This is a genomic window from Paenibacillus aestuarii (assembly GCF_027789125.1).
GTDB classification, from domain to species: Bacteria; Bacillota; Bacilli; order Paenibacillales; family NBRC-103111; genus Paenibacillus_E; species Paenibacillus_E aestuarii.
The window spans coordinates 245879-261148 of sequence record NZ_JAQFVF010000033.1; the positions used below are offsets into that span (position 1 = coordinate 245879).

Below are 15270 nucleotides of genomic sequence, written 5' to 3' on the forward strand. Positions count from 1 at the left end.
TAAAGAGGTGTCGAGATGGAGCTTGGAGCAAAAATATATGTGGCTGGACATAGAGGTTTAGTTGGCTCTGCGATTTTGCGAGCTTTGCAAGCAAAAGGGTATACGAATCTAGTCGTTCGTACCCGTTCGGAATTGGATCTTAGAAATCCGAATGAAGTGGCTGCATTTTTTACGCAGGAACAGATTGATTATGTCTTCTTGGCGGCAGCCAAAGTAGGGGGCATTGTAGCTAATAACGAGTACCCTGCTGATTTCATTCGAGATAATCTGCTCATTCAAACGAATGTCATTGATACGGCTTATCGAAATAAAGTGAAAAAATTATTGTTCCTGGGCTCGACCTGCATTTACCCAAAACTGGCTCCACAACCACTGAAAGAAGAATATTTACTGACGGGCGAGCTGGAAGCGACCAACGAACCTTACGCAATTGCCAAAATTGCTGGAATAAAGATGTGCCAATCGTATAACCGCCAATACGGGACGAAGTATATTTCGGTGATGCCAACGAATTTGTATGGCTCTAATGATAATTTTGACTTGCATTCTTCTCACGTTTTACCAGCCTTAATGCGTAAGTTTCATGAAGCCAAAGAAAATCAATCACCTAACGTCATCGTCTGGGGGACGGGCACACCGAAGCGTGAATTTTTGTACTCCGATGATTTGGCGGACGCGTGCTTATTCCTTATGGACAATTATGAAGGAAACGATATCGTGAATATCGGTGTAGGTGAAGATGTTTCGATCAAAGACCTGGCGGAGACGATTGGAAGTATTGTGGGCTATAAAGGTGAAATTATTTTTGACACAACCAAGCCGGACGGAACACCTCGGAAGCTTGTCGATGTGATGAAGATCAATCAGTTAGGCTGGAAAGCAAAGGTATCCTTAGAAGAGGGCATTGAGCGGGCTTACGCGTGGTTCTTGGAAAATAAAGCGGTAATGACAAAATAAAAAAATTACGTGGAGGAACCAATGAAAAGGGCACTAATTACTGGGGTAACAGGGCAAGATGGATCGTATTTGGCAGAGTTTCTTTTGGAAAAAGGCTATGAGGTACATGGGGTCATTCGCCGTAGTTCCTCCTACAATCAAGAGCGTCTGGAAGATATTCTCGATGATGAAGCTGCAGGTGCTTTACTGAGCAACCAAAACTTTCATCTCCATTATGGGGATGTTACAGATACTTCCAATGTCATTCGGCTTATGAGTGAAATTCGCCCGGATGAGCTGTACAATCTGGCAGCACAATCCCATGTGCGTGTCTCTTTTGATATGCCAGGTTATACACTCGACGTCGATGGCAAAGGTACGCTGAACATTCTCGAAGCTGTGCGAATTTTGGGATTAACCGATAAAACGAAAGTCTACCAAGCATCGACTTCAGAGCTGTACGGCAAGGTCCAAGAGGTTCCGCAAAAGGAAACGACGCCCTTCTACCCACGTTCTCCGTATGGTGTGGCGAAAATTTATGGCTTCTGGATTACAAAAAACTATCGTGAATCGTATAACATGTTCGCAGTGAATGGTATCTTGTTTAATCATGAGTCCGAACGCCGAGGCGAGACTTTCGTCACGCGTAAAATTTCACTGGCGGCCGCAAGGATTGCCCAAGGCAAACAGAAAAAGCTATCACTCGGCAACCTGGATTCTTTGCGGGATTGGGGCTACGCCAAAGACTACGTGGAATGCATGTGGCTCATCCTTCAACATGATAAACCGGAAGACTTCGTCATCGCTACGGGTGAAATGCACACCGTTCGTGAGTTCGTTGAGCTAGCTTTTAACCATGTTGGGATCGAAATCGAGTGGACAGGTAAAGGCGTTGATGAAAGAGGGATTAACAAAGCGACCGGCGATGTTCTTGTGGACGTTGATCCGAAGTTCTTCCGCCCGACTGAGGTTGATCAACTGTTAGGCGATCCGACTAAGGCAAGAACTTTGTTGGGATGGAACCCGACTAAGACTTCGTTCGAAGAGCTGGTGCGCATCATGGTGCAGGCGGATATGAAGAAGGTTGAGAAGGAAGAGCGAGTTAAGAAGATGTTTGATTGATTCGGAAAAGATATTTTATGGGTGAAAAGATGAGAAGCGAAAAGAAAAAGCTCTTAATATACGCACACTACTATACACCGGATGTGGCCTCCACAGGTCAGATTCTGAAAGAACTGGCGGAAGGCATGCTACACGCATTTGATATAACGGTCATCTGTGTAGTTCCTTCTTATACAGGCAAGATTGCTCCTGAGTATAAGACAAAAATGTTTTATAGCGAAAAGATTAACGGTGTTAAGGTTATCCGAATCCGTGTGCCGGAGTTTTCCAAGGGCCATAAAGTCAGCAGGATTAAAAATATTCTAGCTTACTTTTTTGGGGCGTTAATAGCCACTTTTAAGGTAGGGAAAATGGATTTTGTATACTCCATTTCTCAACCACCCATCCTTGGCGGGTTATTAGGGGTTTGGGGCAAATGGATGAAGCATGCCAAGTACATCTATAATATTCAGGACTTTAATCCTGAACAAACCATGGCTGTTGGCTATAGCAACAATAAGGCGGTCCTGAAACTGATGCTGCTGCTTGATAAGTTTAGCTGTAGATATGCGGACAAGGTCATCGTCGTCGGGCGAGACATGGTTGAGACGCTGAAGGGTAGATTTGGTGGTATTAATGTACCGAATCATGTCTTTATCAATAACTGGATCGATGAGAAGGAAGTTTATCCGTTACCGGCTGGTCATGAAAAAGTGTTGGCTTTTAAAAAGAAGTATGGATTGGAAAATAAGTTTGTCATTATGTATTCGGGTAACCTGGGACTGTATTATGATCTCGAGAATTTAATGGATGTCATTAAGGAGTTTAAAAATAGGGACGATGTGGTCTTCGCCTTTGTTGGAGAGGGCACAATTAGAAATAATCTGGTTCAGTTTACAGAGAAGCATGCTCTGAATAACGTAACCTTCATTCCTTATCAGGACAAAGCGGAACTGGTTTATAGCCTGAATGCAGGGGATGCACACTGGTGTCTTAATGCCAAAGGGATTAAGGGAGTATCCGTCCCAAGTAAGCTCTATGGCATTATGGCGACGGGGAAGCCAATCCTTGCTGCGCTCGAAAAAGGATCTGAAGCACGCTTAATTATTGAGGATACGAAGTGTGGTTATGTGACTGAACCAGGTAATTACGATGAGATTAGGTTAATCATTGAAAGATTTTTAAGTGAGAAAGGGACTTCTGCACCTGCTGAAATGAGTGAACGTGGAAGAACCTATTTGGTTAAGAATTTGACAAAAGATGTTTCGATAAAGAAGTATGTTGAGTCTATTACGTCCTGTTATTGAAGTTAGAATGGCTGGAGAGGTACCTCGATATGAATAGTAACTGGTTTAAATTTTTAATGAAGCTAATGAAAGTTGAATATGGCAAGAAGCTCTTGTTGGAAGGGGTTCCTGTGATCTTCAAGAAATCTGGAGCCAAATTGGTTGTGGGCGAAAATGTCACCATTAAATCCTCCTTCCTTTCGAATTTGGTGGGCTTATATCAACGCACCATTATCATCGCGAGAACTCCGGAAGCAGAGATCCGTATCGGTGATAATGTCGGTATTTCTGGGGCTACGATATATGCAAGAAAATCCATTACAATCGGCGAGAACACATTAATCGGCGGCAACGCAAAGATTTTGGATAACGATTTTCATCCGATTGAAATCGAGGCCCGAAATGCGGATGTGAAAGAAAAGATTGGAACCAGACCAATTATGATTGGGAAGAATTGTTTTATTGGGTGTAACTCTCTGATCCTAAAAGGTACAGTGCTGGGAGACGGTTGTGTTGTTGGAGCCGGTGCTGTGGTCAGTGGGAAGTTTGAGGAGAATTGTGTGATTGCAGGGAATCCGGCTAAGGTGATTAAGAGACTAGAGATAAGTAAGTAGGGGGCTATATGGTAGATTTAACAGTTGTCATACTTACGAAAAACGAAGAAAAAAATCTAAGAAAATGTATCGAGTCATTTCGTGGCATTGCTAAGCGATTTGTTATCGTAGATAGCTTTAGCACAGACGGGACAGAGTCGCTTTGTAAAGGATTAGACTCAGAGCTACGACTGATTGGAAGTAGACTTGATTATTACCAAAATAAATGGATTGACTATGCTACTCAATTAAATTGGGGTTTAACACAGGCCAATATTACTACAGAATGGTCCATGCGCATGGATGCCGATGAAGAGCTAATGGAAGACTTGGTTGAGGAGATCGACTCTGAACTTTCTAAATTAAAGCTGGGTATTAACGGTGTCGTTCTTCGTAGACGGGTTTATTTTATGGGACGTTGGATAAAGCATGGTGGTCGTTATCCAGAACTGCTGCTTCGAATTTTTCGTACTGGTAAGGCTATGTGTGAACAAAAAGTTATGGATGAACACATGATTTTATTTGAAGGAAATACAGTGGACTTTAAGCATGATTTGATTGATAACAATACAAAAGACCTTGAATGGTGGACGAACAAGCATAACTGGTATAGCAACCGTGAAGTGCTTGATTACCAAACGATGGTTGAGAATAAGCTGAATGAAGTAGAGTTGTTGGAAAACGGTAAGTCCACGAAACAGGCTAAGATGAAGCGTGTTGTTAAGAATAAGGGATATTATGGATTACCGAAGTTCTTTAGGGCACACATATATTTCATTTATAGGTATTATTTTAAACTAGGTTTTCTAGATGGGCCGGAAGGAAGAATTTTTCACTTCTTGCAAGCTTATTGGTATCGATTTTTAGTAGATGCAAAGATGTATGAGTGTGAAAAGTTTGATAGGAAGGTAAAACCTCAGGGGGACTTAAAATTTTAGTTTTAAATATGCATATATAAATTGAAAACTAGTCTACTGTTAGGAGATATAACATATGAATAAAGCTATACTATTGGCACCTCTTCCCCCACCATACGGAGGAATTGCTACTTGGGCAACAAAACTACTGAGTACAAATTTAAAAGATGACTGGGAAATAGCAATTGTTGATGAAAAGTTTATTGATAATAGAAGTAGTCACAGTGATAGCAATAAGCCTAATTTGCTAAATGAGGCAAGGAGATGTTTTAAAATATGGAAAAATTTAATGCGCGAGTTGAAAAAGTCTAATGCGAAAGTTGTGCATGCTTGCTCAGCGGCGACTTTAAATGGCATGCTTAGGGATTCAATAAGTTCAATAATCACACGAGTATTTAGAAGAAAATTTGTTATTCATTTTCATTGTACAGTGCCAAACGAAATTAATACATTTATGAAATTAATAGTATTTAAGTTTTTATGCATGAACAGCGATGCTGTTATGGTTCTAAATGAACAAGCTAAAAAGTTTGTCGATGATAACACTAAAACAGAGGTCTTTCTAGTGCCAAACTTTGTTAAAGTGGATGATATTATTAATCAAAGATCATACAAAGAGGTCGTTAGAAAGGTAATCTACACAGGTGGAGTTACGAAGCAAAAAGGCTGTGACGAAGTTATTAAAGCGGCTAAGAGTTTTCCTCATGTAGAGTTTGAATTAATAGGTAGTGTTACTAAAGAAATAGAGTCGCTACAAATACCAGGGAATGTTAAACTCACTGGTGTTAAGGATAAGGATTATATTTATGAGAAGTTAATGGAAGCGGATGTGTTTGTATTCTTTTCCCATATGTCTAGTGAAGGATTCTCAATTTCATTGTTGGAAGCTATGGCAGCAGGTCTACCATGTATTGTTTCAAATTGGGCGGCAAATACTGAAATGGTTGAGAGTCAAGGAGGAATTGTTGTTCCGGTTCATAATGTAGAGGAGTTAACTCGAGCCATTTCAAAAATAATTAATGATCGGGTAAAAAGAGAGCAAATGGGGAAATGGAATGTAGATAAAGTAACAAGTCAGTATTGTGAACAAGTAGTAACAAGTCAATATGTAGATGTTTATAACAGATCAATTGTTGGGTAATACTTGTGTAATTAATTACAACTATTTTTATTCATGTCAACCATTTATTCGTTTGTTGTGTTACTAAGGAGAATTTTTATGTGGATAGTAATTTTTTATTATTTGCGGGTTGTTTATAATTTGTTTGCGTTACCCTTTTGGGCGGTTCTAAATGGATTCCGTATTAAATTCTCACCGATTCAAAAAATATCATCCAAGGCAAACCTTGCAGTAGGGAAAAGTGGCAGGATTATACTGGGGGCTAGATGTCTTTTAGAAACAGGCGTACTGTTGCACGCTGAATCAGGGGTAATTCATTTAGGGGAAAAAGTATTCTTTAATAGAAACTGTACAGTTGTAAGTCATCATGAGATTCGGATTGGAAAACTCTCCACGTTTGGCCCGAATGTTTGCATTTATGATCACGATCACGATTTGGGGAACTGGAACAAATTTGTTAGTAAGCCTATTATTATAGGCGAAAAAGTTTGGGTTGGGGCTAATGTAGTAATTCTAAAGGGAGTAACAATTGGGAATGGTGCTGTGATTGGAGCCGGTTCAATTGTAACAAAGGACATTCCACCTAACACAGCATTTATATCAAAGCATGGGGAATATTTTAAAGCGTTATAGAAATGTTATGTGACTTCAAGTCTTAAATACTATCAAGTTGTAACACTCTAGATGGAGGTTATATGAAAAAAGTTCTAATTGTTGTTCCTCATTTGCGAACTGGTGGTGGACAAAAAGTTGCATTGGACGTAGCGATATATATGAAAAATCCTAATGTGAATGTTCAATTACTTTCATTATATTCAAATGAAAACACAATATTCGATCAATTAGCGCACTCCAATAATATTAAAGTGAAATATTTAAAGAAAAAGTCAGGTATGGATTTGGGCGTAATAACGGAGATCTGGAAAGAACTTAGAAAATTCAAACCAGATGTTGTTCATGCTCATTTACGAGTATTGCCTTATTTAATATTGCCGATGATTTATGAAAAAGTTCCCAAACGGTTCTATACTGTTCATAACCTTGCCCATAAAGATGCATCTGGTTTTATGAGAATGCTTTTAAAGTTCTCATTTCATTTTGCACGGGTAACTCCGGTTGCCATTTCAGATTTATGCAAGAAGTCTATTTCTCAAGTGTATAGCTTACCTGAAGAAAAAATTCCTTGTATTTACAATGGAATAGATGTTGAAAGCTATTCAAATAATCAGGATGAAAAAAACGATAAAAATGGTACTTTTGTACTTATAGCCACGGGTCGATTTTATCATCAAAAAAATCACTTATTAATGATAGATGCTTTTAAAGAGATTCATAATAAAATTCCTAATACCCAGTTAGTGTTGCTTGGCGATGGAGAAATAAGGTCAGAACTCCAAGAAAGGGTGCGCTCTTACAATTTAGAAACCTCAGTTATTTTTAAGGGGCTTGTTTCAAATGTAGCTGAAGAATTGGGGAAATCAGATATCTATATTATGTCATCAAACTGGGAAGGGCTACCACTTTCTGTATTAGAAGCAATGGCAGCGGGTCTACCAATTGTGAGCACAAAAGCTGGAGGAGTCATAGATGTTATAGAAGACGATGTAAATGGCTATTTGGTTGATATAGGCGACAAAGAGGGGCTTGTAAATTCCGTGCTAAAACTAATTCATAGTCCGCAGAAACTCGTTGAGATGGCAAGTAACTCTAAAAAAATGGCACGTAAATATGACGTTTCAGTTTGTGTTAAAGGTCATGAAGAGCTTTATTTACATAGTTAAAAATTAAAACGAAGTAGGGTAAAACATGAGAGGTTATCCGGTTAAGACAAATCTTATAAGTGCTAATCGAGAAGTATTAAATTGGAAGAATGCTCTTATCTTTGTATTGTTTTTATTTCCTTTTTTTGAACCACTATCATTAAGATATGTCCTTTCAAGCTCAATAGCTCCTATTTTTGAATACTTGAGGTTTTTTTTTAGTATTATTGTGATATTTGTATATTTCAATGTAAATAAAAGAATATCAAAAAGTGTATTTTTTCTTGTTTTTTTTATGATGGCATATTTTGTTGTATCGTTAAGTTCGATTCGTTGGACATTATTAGCTTTTTTTATTGTTGATATTACTGGAATAATAATGTTTTTTGAGATCGTGATGAGGCGGAATAAAGGGACTATTATTGTTTCAATGTTTTATCTATTATTCGCATTGTGCTTTATTAACTTGATTTATTTACTAGTTCAGCCAGAAGGCATTACTTCTATAGGTTCACAAGAGGTTTGGAACACGGCAGGATATTATAATACGATTTATGACTACGTAAACTTTCTCGAACGTGATAACAGATTAATGAATTTTTTGTTACCACTTTGGTGTTCTATGATGATTTGTTATTGTAAAGGATATATAAGTAAGAGAATGACGTTTATCGTTATGCTCATTATTGGTATGACGCTTATTTTAGTTTGGAGCGCTACATCAATTATTGGAGGATTAGTAATTTCGATTACTTATTTCTTTATAGTGGTGTGTAAGAGGAAAATGAGATTACTTACATTTAGGAATTTAGCTCTATTGTTATTTATAGTTAATACTGCAATTCTCATTTTTAATATACAAGATAAGTTATCATATTTTATTGAAGATATACTTGGGAAAAGTAGTACCTTAACCGGTAGGACATTTATTTGGGAAATAGCAAAGAGTATGATAGCGGATTCGCCACTAATTGGGTATGGTACACGAGAGAAGGGATACATAATAGCTATATTTGGAAGTACATGGTATGCTCACAATTTTGTTCTAGATATACTCATTCAAGGCGGAATCGTTCTATTAGTAACTTTTTTATTTTTTATATATAGTTGCTACAAATCTGCATCTTCTTTCAAAGATGGATATGCTGTAAAAATAATGTTAGTTGCTCTAGCTGCCTGGGGAATTATGGGGGTTAGTGAGAGTTTCTTTTATCAGTATAGTTTTTGGATAACTGTATCAATCTTATCGAATATAAAATATATCGAAAATACCGCCATTCACTAATGTTAAGAGGGCAAACAATGAAAATAGTATTCGTAGTAAATTGTATTAGCGGTGGTGCAAGCAATGTTATTCAAATGCTAGCGACGCAATATCAGCGGCTTGGGAATCAAGTAGACTTACTATTGTATGATGGGATTGATGTTCCATCACGTTACGATCTTTCAGGTATAAATATAATAGAACTGCCACAATTAATGCCGAAAGGTGTAATGAAATCTTATAAGCGCATTTTCTATCAAATTAATAGTGTGAATACCTATCTAAAAAAGGCCAGGCCAGATCTGATTATCTCATTTCTAGATAATATTAATACCATTACTTGTTTTGCTAGTTGGAATCTAAATATTCCGATTATTGTTTCTGAAAGGAACAACACATTAGCTTTGAAGCCCGCATTTCCCTGGAACAATTTAAGAAGAATTGCTTATAAACGGGCAAATATGGTTGTAGTGCAATGTTCAATTTTTGCTGATTTTTATAATGGATATTTTAAAAATAAAACTCATGTAATACCTAATCCCATTGTAAACCCAAAGATTAAGCGTGTAGCCCAAAATCGTTCTGGTATTCATTTGGTTGCAGCAGGGCGATTAGCAGATCAAAAGAATTTTAACTGGCTAATAAATTCATTTGCGAGGATAATTAAAAGAATTCCGGAGGCTTTTCTTACAATTTATGGTCGTGGTGAGAAAGAGAATGAGTTACAGAGTTTGATCGATGAACTAGGACTAAGTCAGTATGTTACATTAGCTGGATACACAACCGATGTTCACGATAAACTAGCACAGGCAGATATTTATGTTATGACTTCTGTTCAAGAGGGATTCCCTAATTCTTTATGTGAAGCTATGGCGGTAGGGTTACCAGTTGTTGCTTTGAACTGCCACGATGGATTACAAGAGATTGTAATTGATGGACAAAATGGATATTTAATTGAAATGAATGATCAGGAAGCTTTTGTAGATAAAATAATTGAATTATCTCAAGATAAAGAGTTGCGTACGAAAATTGGTAAACAAGCAGAATTGGTAACTCAAAAATATTCGGAGGAAAAAGTGATTGATCTCTGGAATGAAGCTATCAATAAAGTTTTAAAAGTGAGGTGATAATTTTGAGGAGAGTATTGATTTGTACGGAAGCTAGTTTTCCCCGAGGTGGAGCAACTGCAAATTATATTGAATACCTCGCATTGGCGCTAGTATCTAAAGGATATTGTCCAATAGTAATAGGTCAAGGTAGTAACTATGAAACGGATTTGTGTGGCGATACATACGTTTATAAAAATATAATTTATTTTAATTTTCCTCAACCGAGCGAATTCTCGAGATTTAAAATCAAAAGATTTATCGACGCTAATTTATATAGTGGAAAACAAATAGTTAGTATACTCAAGAAGATGATGATAACATCGGATGATTATATTGTATTCTATTCTTCAAATTGTTTTACAATTAATGCAGTATTGAAATATACAACTAAAATGAGTGCAATGGCTACCATGTGCATTACGGAACATCTCAGAAAAAGTCAGTTTGAGAATATACTAATGTATTGGAGATATCAGTATACTTTTAAACACGTAATACCCAAAACGAAGAGTGTTCTCCCAATTAGTCGGTATTTAGATAGTTATTATAAAGAAAAAGGATGCCGCACGTTACTACTACCGATAATGGCAAACCCGTATGAGTACTCACTTGATGTTTTTAAAAATAGAAAAACTGTTAGATTCATTTATTCCGGAGCAGATTTCACTAAAGACTCATTCCTTACAATGCTAAAGTCTTTTATGCTACTAACTACTGAGGAAAAAAAACAAGTGGAGTTCCATTTAACAGGGGTAAAACGAGAAAAACTACTCAAGTATTTAGGGCATCAGAGTAAAGTCCTAGAAGATTTAGATCAGGTGTTAACAATTCATCCTTGGCTTGAATACGATAAATTAGTCGAATTGATGAAGCAGATGGATTATCTTTTTATTGCCAGAGAAATTAATCAGACAACTATTGCTAATTTCCCTAGTAAGGTTCCAGAGTTAATGTGCTATGGAGTGATTCCTTTGGTGTCTCATGTTGGCGATTATACAGACATTTATCTTACAGATGGAAAAGATAGTTTAATATTTGATGGCTGTACTCCAGAAGTCGGTGTAAATGCATTAAGACGTGCTATGCAACTACCTCAAGAACTACGTACTCAGATGAGAATGAATGCAAGAAAAACTGCTGAAGAGAAGTTCTACTATGGGGTTTGGGCTGAGAAAATAAGTAACTTCATTGAAGAAGGCGTTAAAGAAGTCATGGGATGATTTACTAACGTGCATATGAGTGCTTCATCAAGGAATGATGTGTTTGAAATAGACTGAGGGGATAATATGGGAGAAAACAGTCTTAAGAAAAAAGTTGTTTCTAGTATGTTTTGGGCTTTTAGTGAGCGAGTTATGGCGCAAGGTATATCATTTGTTTTGTCGATTATAATTGCAAGACTACTTATGCCAAGCGACTATGGCATTATTGCATTGGTAATAGTGTTTATTAATTTAGCAAATGTATTTGTATCAACTGGAATTGGAGAGTCGTTGATTCAAAAAAAAGATGCAGATGATATGGACTTCTCTACAGTTTTTTATTGTAGTCTTGTTCTGTCTTTATTTTTATATGTTATTTTATTTCTCTTTGCCCCTGATATTGGGCATTTTTATCGAAATGATGAATTAATATGGGTATTACGAAGTCTTGCGTTGATAATACCGATAACTTCTATTGGTACAGTCCAACAAGCGTATGTTTCAAAAAAAATGCTGTTCAAGAAATTCTTTTTTTCTACACTAGGTGGTACAATAATTTCTGGTTTAACTGGCGTATTAATGGCATACTGCGGTTTGGGTATGTGGTCATTAGTGGCGCAATACTTAATTAATAGTTTAGTTAATACAATTGTGTTGTTCTTTATCGTTAAATGGAGACCCAAATTACTGTTCTCCATAAATTCTGCGAAAGCTCTGGTGGGATTTGGGTGGAAACTGGTTGCAGCCAACTTTATTAATACTACCTACGGAGAGCTAAGAAGTTTGATAATTGGTAAGTATTATACAATGGCCGATTTGGCTTATTATAATAGGGGGAATCAGTTGCCTGGTCTTCTTATTACCAATATTGATACGGCTATTGGTAAAGTTGTATTTCCGGTAATGGCAGAGAGCAATGACGATATTTTTCGTTTAAAATCTTTAACAAGTCGGGCTATGAAAACCACATCATATATAATTTTCCCACTTATGATAGGACTGATGAGTGTAGCCCATTCTCTAATATTGTTTTTATTGACGGAAAAATGGCTGTTTTCTGTGCCATATCTACAGATATGTTGTGTTTATTGGTTATTCCAACCAATGCAAACTGCTAATTGGCAGGCAATTAAGGCATTGGGACGAAGTGATCTTCTTGTGAGGCTCGAAATAATAAAAAAAATTATTGGTATATCAATGCTTTTGGTTAGCATGAATATTAGTGTCTATGCAATTGTGGTATCGAATGCTATTTTTGCAGGCATTTCAATGATAATAAATATGATACCTAACAAAAAACTTATGAATTATACTATGATGGAACAATTTCGTGATTTAGCACCTTCATTAGCATTATCGGTTGTAATGGGAGGGAGTATTTATACTATTACTTGGATTCACCTTCCAGTACCGGTGACACTGCTATTGCAAATACTATGTGGTGTGGTAATTTATGTCGGTGGTTCTTTTGTGTTGAAACTCGATAGTTTTAAGTACTTATCAGGCATGGTTTCGAAAACAGTAAAGACTAGATCTCGAAGAGTTTCCGCTAAATCATATTGACATTAATTTCAATTAAGAAGGTGAGCACACATGTTTAAAATCACTGTAGCAGGAACTGGATACGTCGGCTTAGTTGCAGGTGTATGTTTTGCTGAGGTCGGGCATCAGGTCACCTGTGTTGATATTGATGAGAATAAAGTAGATTTAATGAAGTCTGGTATATCTCCGATTTATGAAGCTGGCTTGGAAGAGCTGATGCAGAAGAATTATGCAGAAGGACGGATCAATTACACGACAGATTATCAATCAGCTTACAGGGATGCGGATGCAATTTTTATTGGTGTAGGTACTCCAGAACAACCGGATGGTTCTGCGAACCTATCGTACATAGCAACAGTTGCAAGACAAATTGCGGAGTCTTTAGAAAAGGATTGTTTAGTTGTCGTGAAATCAACTGTTCCGATTGGTACTAATGATAAAGTGGAGCAGTTTATCCGAGATTTTCTAGTTAACGATGTGAATGTGGAAGTGGCTTCAAATCCGGAATTTTTAGCGCAAGGCTCCGCTGTCCATAACACATTGCATGCAGAACGAATTATTATAGGGACTGAAAGTAAATGGGCTCAAGAGATGCTTACGCAGATCTATGAGCCTTTTAATTTGCCTATAGTTTCAGTCAACCGGAGATCAGCTGAAATGATTAAGTACGCATCTAATGATTTCCTTGCACTTAAAATATCGTATATGAATGATATTGCGAACCTTTGTGAGTTGGTGGGAGCAGATATTCAGGATGTTGCAAGGGGAATGAGCTTCGATGATCGAATTGGAAGCAAGTTTTTAAATGCCGGCATTGGTTATGGAGGGTCATGTTTCCCTAAGGATACCAAGGCATTGGAGTATATTGCTAGGCAACAGGGATATGAGTTAAAGACTGTTAAGGCAGCTATTGAAGTTAACAAAGAGCAAAAGACGATCTTATATAAGAAGGCCAGTAAAAGACTTATCACGTTTAATGGCCTCAAGGTAGCGGTACTTGGACTGACGTTTAAGCCAGGAACAGATGATTTGAGAGAAGCAGCGTCTCTTGAGAATATTCCTTTGTTACTGGAGCAAGGTGCAGACGTGTATGCATATGATCCTGTTGGCGCGGAAAACTTTGCTAAGGCATATCCGGATGGTAAGAATCGAAAGGGTAGTATCACATATGTTAATGATATTGAAAAGGCTTTAGAAGGAGCAAACGTCTGTTTTATTTTCACTGAATGGGGAGAGGTGAAAGCATTATCCCCCCTAATTTATAAGAATCTAATGAGGACTCCTCTGGTTTACGACGGAAGGAATATCTACAACGTTGCGCAAATGCAAGAGGCAGGGGTAGAGTATCATTCAGTTGGAAGAAAGCCTGCAAGTAAAGAAGAAACAAGGGAGTCGAAAAAGATTGAATATCAATACTCTTGATACAAATAAAACATTCTTAATCACCGGTGCTGCAGGGTTCATCGGATTTCATCTATCTAAGAGACTCTTAAATCAAGGATGTCGAGTAATAGCAATTGACAATATCAATGACTATTATGATGTAAACCTTAAGAATTCACGACTAGATGTTCTTAAGCCTTTTGAGAACTTTACTTTTATCAAAGCTGATATCGCAGATAGGCTCATGATTAATCAGGTTTTTGAGGAGTATCGGCCGGATATTGTTGTTAACTTGGCAGCACAAGCCGGTGTGAGGTATTCGATTGAGAACCCGGATGCCTATATAAGCAGCAATATCATTGGCTTTTATAACATACTTGAGGCTTGTAGACATTATCCAGTAGCTCATCTTCTCTATGCTTCTTCAAGCTCGGTTTATGGGGCCAATAAAAAAGTCCCATTTGAGGAAACAGACATAGTGGATAGTCCTGTATCACTTTATGCCGCAACAAAAAAGTCAAATGAATTAATGGCGCATACCTATAGCCATCTTTATCAAATTCCTGCGACTGGGCTCCGATTTTTTACTGTATATGGGCCATTAGGACGGCCTGATATGGCTTACTTTGGGTTCACACAGCAATATTTTTCTGAAGAACCAATTAAGATCTTTAACAATGGTGATTTCAACCAAGATTTGTATCGTGATTTTACATACATCGATGATATTGTAGAGGGAATTGAACGACTTCTTGGTAACCCTCCTAACACTAAAGATAATGCTCTTCATAGAGTCTTTAATATTGGAAATAACACGCCTGAGAAACTGATGACTTTTATTGAAACTTTAGAGAAGTGCTTGAGCAATTCATTAAGAAGAGAAGTTATATTTAAAAAATCATTCGAACCGATAAAACCGGGTGACGTACCTGCAACTTATGCCTCAACTGAATTACTAGAAAAAGCTATAGATTTTAAGCCTAAGACCTCAATACAAGAAGGCTTACAAAGATTTACGGATTGGTATTGTGAGTATTATAAAGTGAAATAGTGTGAGGAG

13 protein-coding genes and 1 pseudogene are annotated in these 15270 nt (G+C 37.3%); all 14 read left to right on the top strand.

Annotated features, from left to right (window positions below; translation table 11 throughout):
- Positions 1-15: 15 nt before the first annotated feature.
- The 14 genes and pseudogenes from fcl to O9139_RS16355 all read left to right on the top strand — a co-directional run bounded on the left by fcl (position 16) and on the right by O9139_RS16355 (position 15261).
- Complete coding sequence (gene fcl / locus O9139_RS16290) at positions 16-957, top strand: GDP-L-fucose synthase (protein ID WP_270880515.1); 942 nt, start codon at positions 16-18, stop codon at positions 955-957.
- A 21-nt stretch (positions 958-978) separates the two neighbouring features.
- Positions 979-2058: a GDP-mannose 4,6-dehydratase gene (gene gmd, locus O9139_RS16295; RefSeq protein WP_270880516.1), complete on the top strand. Its 1080-nt coding sequence runs from the start codon at positions 979-981 to the stop codon at positions 2056-2058.
- A gap of 17 nt (positions 2059-2075) precedes the next feature.
- On the top strand, positions 2076-3344 hold the full coding sequence (locus tag O9139_RS16300; RefSeq protein WP_270880517.1) for a glycosyltransferase family 4 protein: 1269 nt from the start codon (positions 2076-2078) through the stop codon (positions 3342-3344).
- Positions 3345-3373: 29 nt separating this feature from the next.
- Positions 3374-3937 carry an acyltransferase gene (locus tag O9139_RS16305; protein WP_270880518.1) on the top strand — a complete coding sequence of 188 codons (564 nt, stop codon included), beginning with the start codon at positions 3374-3376 and terminating at the stop codon, positions 3935-3937.
- Positions 3938-3945: 8 nt separating this feature from the next.
- Positions 3946-4854, top strand: a complete 909-nt coding sequence (locus O9139_RS16310; RefSeq protein WP_270880519.1) for a glycosyltransferase family 2 protein — start codon at positions 3946-3948, stop codon at positions 4852-4854.
- A 55-nt stretch (positions 4855-4909) separates the two neighbouring features.
- Positions 4910-5974, top strand: a complete 1065-nt coding sequence (locus O9139_RS16315; protein WP_270880520.1) for a glycosyltransferase family 4 protein — start codon at positions 4910-4912, stop codon at positions 5972-5974.
- A gap of 456 nt (positions 5975-6430) precedes the next feature.
- Positions 6431-6544, top strand: a pseudogene (locus O9139_RS33330) (DapH/DapD/GlmU-related protein); the annotation flags it as partial.
- Between the two features lie 104 nt (positions 6545-6648).
- The gene (locus tag O9139_RS16325) at positions 6649-7734 is read left to right on the top strand and encodes a glycosyltransferase (RefSeq protein ID WP_270880522.1); all 1086 of its coding nucleotides are present in this window, start codon (positions 6649-6651) and stop codon (positions 7732-7734) included.
- A gap of 25 nt (positions 7735-7759) precedes the next feature.
- A complete protein-coding gene (locus O9139_RS16330) occupies positions 7760-8998 on the top strand; it encodes an O-antigen ligase family protein (protein ID WP_270880523.1) in 1239 nt (412 codons plus the stop codon).
- A 17-nt stretch (positions 8999-9015) separates the two neighbouring features.
- Positions 9016-10104: a glycosyltransferase gene (locus O9139_RS16335; protein WP_270880524.1), complete on the top strand. Its 1089-nt coding sequence runs from the start codon at positions 9016-9018 to the stop codon at positions 10102-10104.
- Positions 10105-10109: 5 nt separating this feature from the next.
- The gene (locus O9139_RS16340; protein WP_270880525.1) at positions 10110-11306 is read left to right on the top strand and encodes a glycosyltransferase; all 1197 of its coding nucleotides are present in this window, start codon (positions 10110-10112) and stop codon (positions 11304-11306) included.
- 66 nt (positions 11307-11372) lie between these two features.
- Positions 11373-12848, top strand: coding sequence for a lipopolysaccharide biosynthesis protein (locus tag O9139_RS16345; protein ID WP_270880526.1), 1476 nt, complete (start codon positions 11373-11375; stop codon positions 12846-12848).
- A gap of 30 nt (positions 12849-12878) precedes the next feature.
- Positions 12879-14249: a UDP-glucose dehydrogenase family protein gene (locus O9139_RS16350; RefSeq protein WP_270880527.1), complete on the top strand. Its 1371-nt coding sequence runs from the start codon at positions 12879-12881 to the stop codon at positions 14247-14249.
- Positions 14230-15261, top strand: coding sequence for an SDR family NAD(P)-dependent oxidoreductase (locus O9139_RS16355; RefSeq protein ID WP_270880528.1), 1032 nt, complete (start codon positions 14230-14232; stop codon positions 15259-15261). Before O9139_RS16350 ends, O9139_RS16355 begins: the two co-directional genes overlap by 20 nt.
- Positions 15262-15270 lie beyond the last annotated feature (9 nt).

Excerpts from the sequence above, each read along its gene's own strand:
- fcl (WP_270880515.1), top strand. The coding sequence starts at position 16 with ATGGAGCTTGGAGCAAAAATATATGTGGCTGGACATAGAGGTTTAGTT.
- gmd (WP_270880516.1), top strand. The coding sequence starts at position 979 with ATGAAAAGGGCACTAATTACTGGGGTAACAGGGCAAGATGGATCGTAT.
- O9139_RS16300 (WP_270880517.1), top strand. The coding sequence starts at position 2,076 with ATGGGTGAAAAGATGAGAAGCGAAAAGAAAAAGCTCTTAATATACGCA.
- O9139_RS16305 (WP_270880518.1), top strand. The coding sequence starts at position 3,374 with ATGAATAGTAACTGGTTTAAATTTTTAATGAAGCTAATGAAAGTTGAA.
- O9139_RS16310 (WP_270880519.1), top strand. The coding sequence starts at position 3,946 with ATGGTAGATTTAACAGTTGTCATACTTACGAAAAACGAAGAAAAAAAT.
- O9139_RS16315 (WP_270880520.1), top strand. The coding sequence starts at position 4,910 with ATGAATAAAGCTATACTATTGGCACCTCTTCCCCCACCATACGGAGGA.
- O9139_RS16325 (WP_270880522.1), top strand. The coding sequence starts at position 6,649 with ATGAAAAAAGTTCTAATTGTTGTTCCTCATTTGCGAACTGGTGGTGGA.
- O9139_RS16330 (WP_270880523.1), top strand. The coding sequence starts at position 7,760 with ATGAGAGGTTATCCGGTTAAGACAAATCTTATAAGTGCTAATCGAGAA.
- O9139_RS16335 (WP_270880524.1), top strand. The coding sequence starts at position 9,016 with ATGAAAATAGTATTCGTAGTAAATTGTATTAGCGGTGGTGCAAGCAAT.
- O9139_RS16345 (WP_270880526.1), top strand. The coding sequence starts at position 11,373 with ATGGGAGAAAACAGTCTTAAGAAAAAAGTTGTTTCTAGTATGTTTTGG.
- O9139_RS16350 (WP_270880527.1), top strand. The coding sequence starts at position 12,879 with ATGTTTAAAATCACTGTAGCAGGAACTGGATACGTCGGCTTAGTTGCA.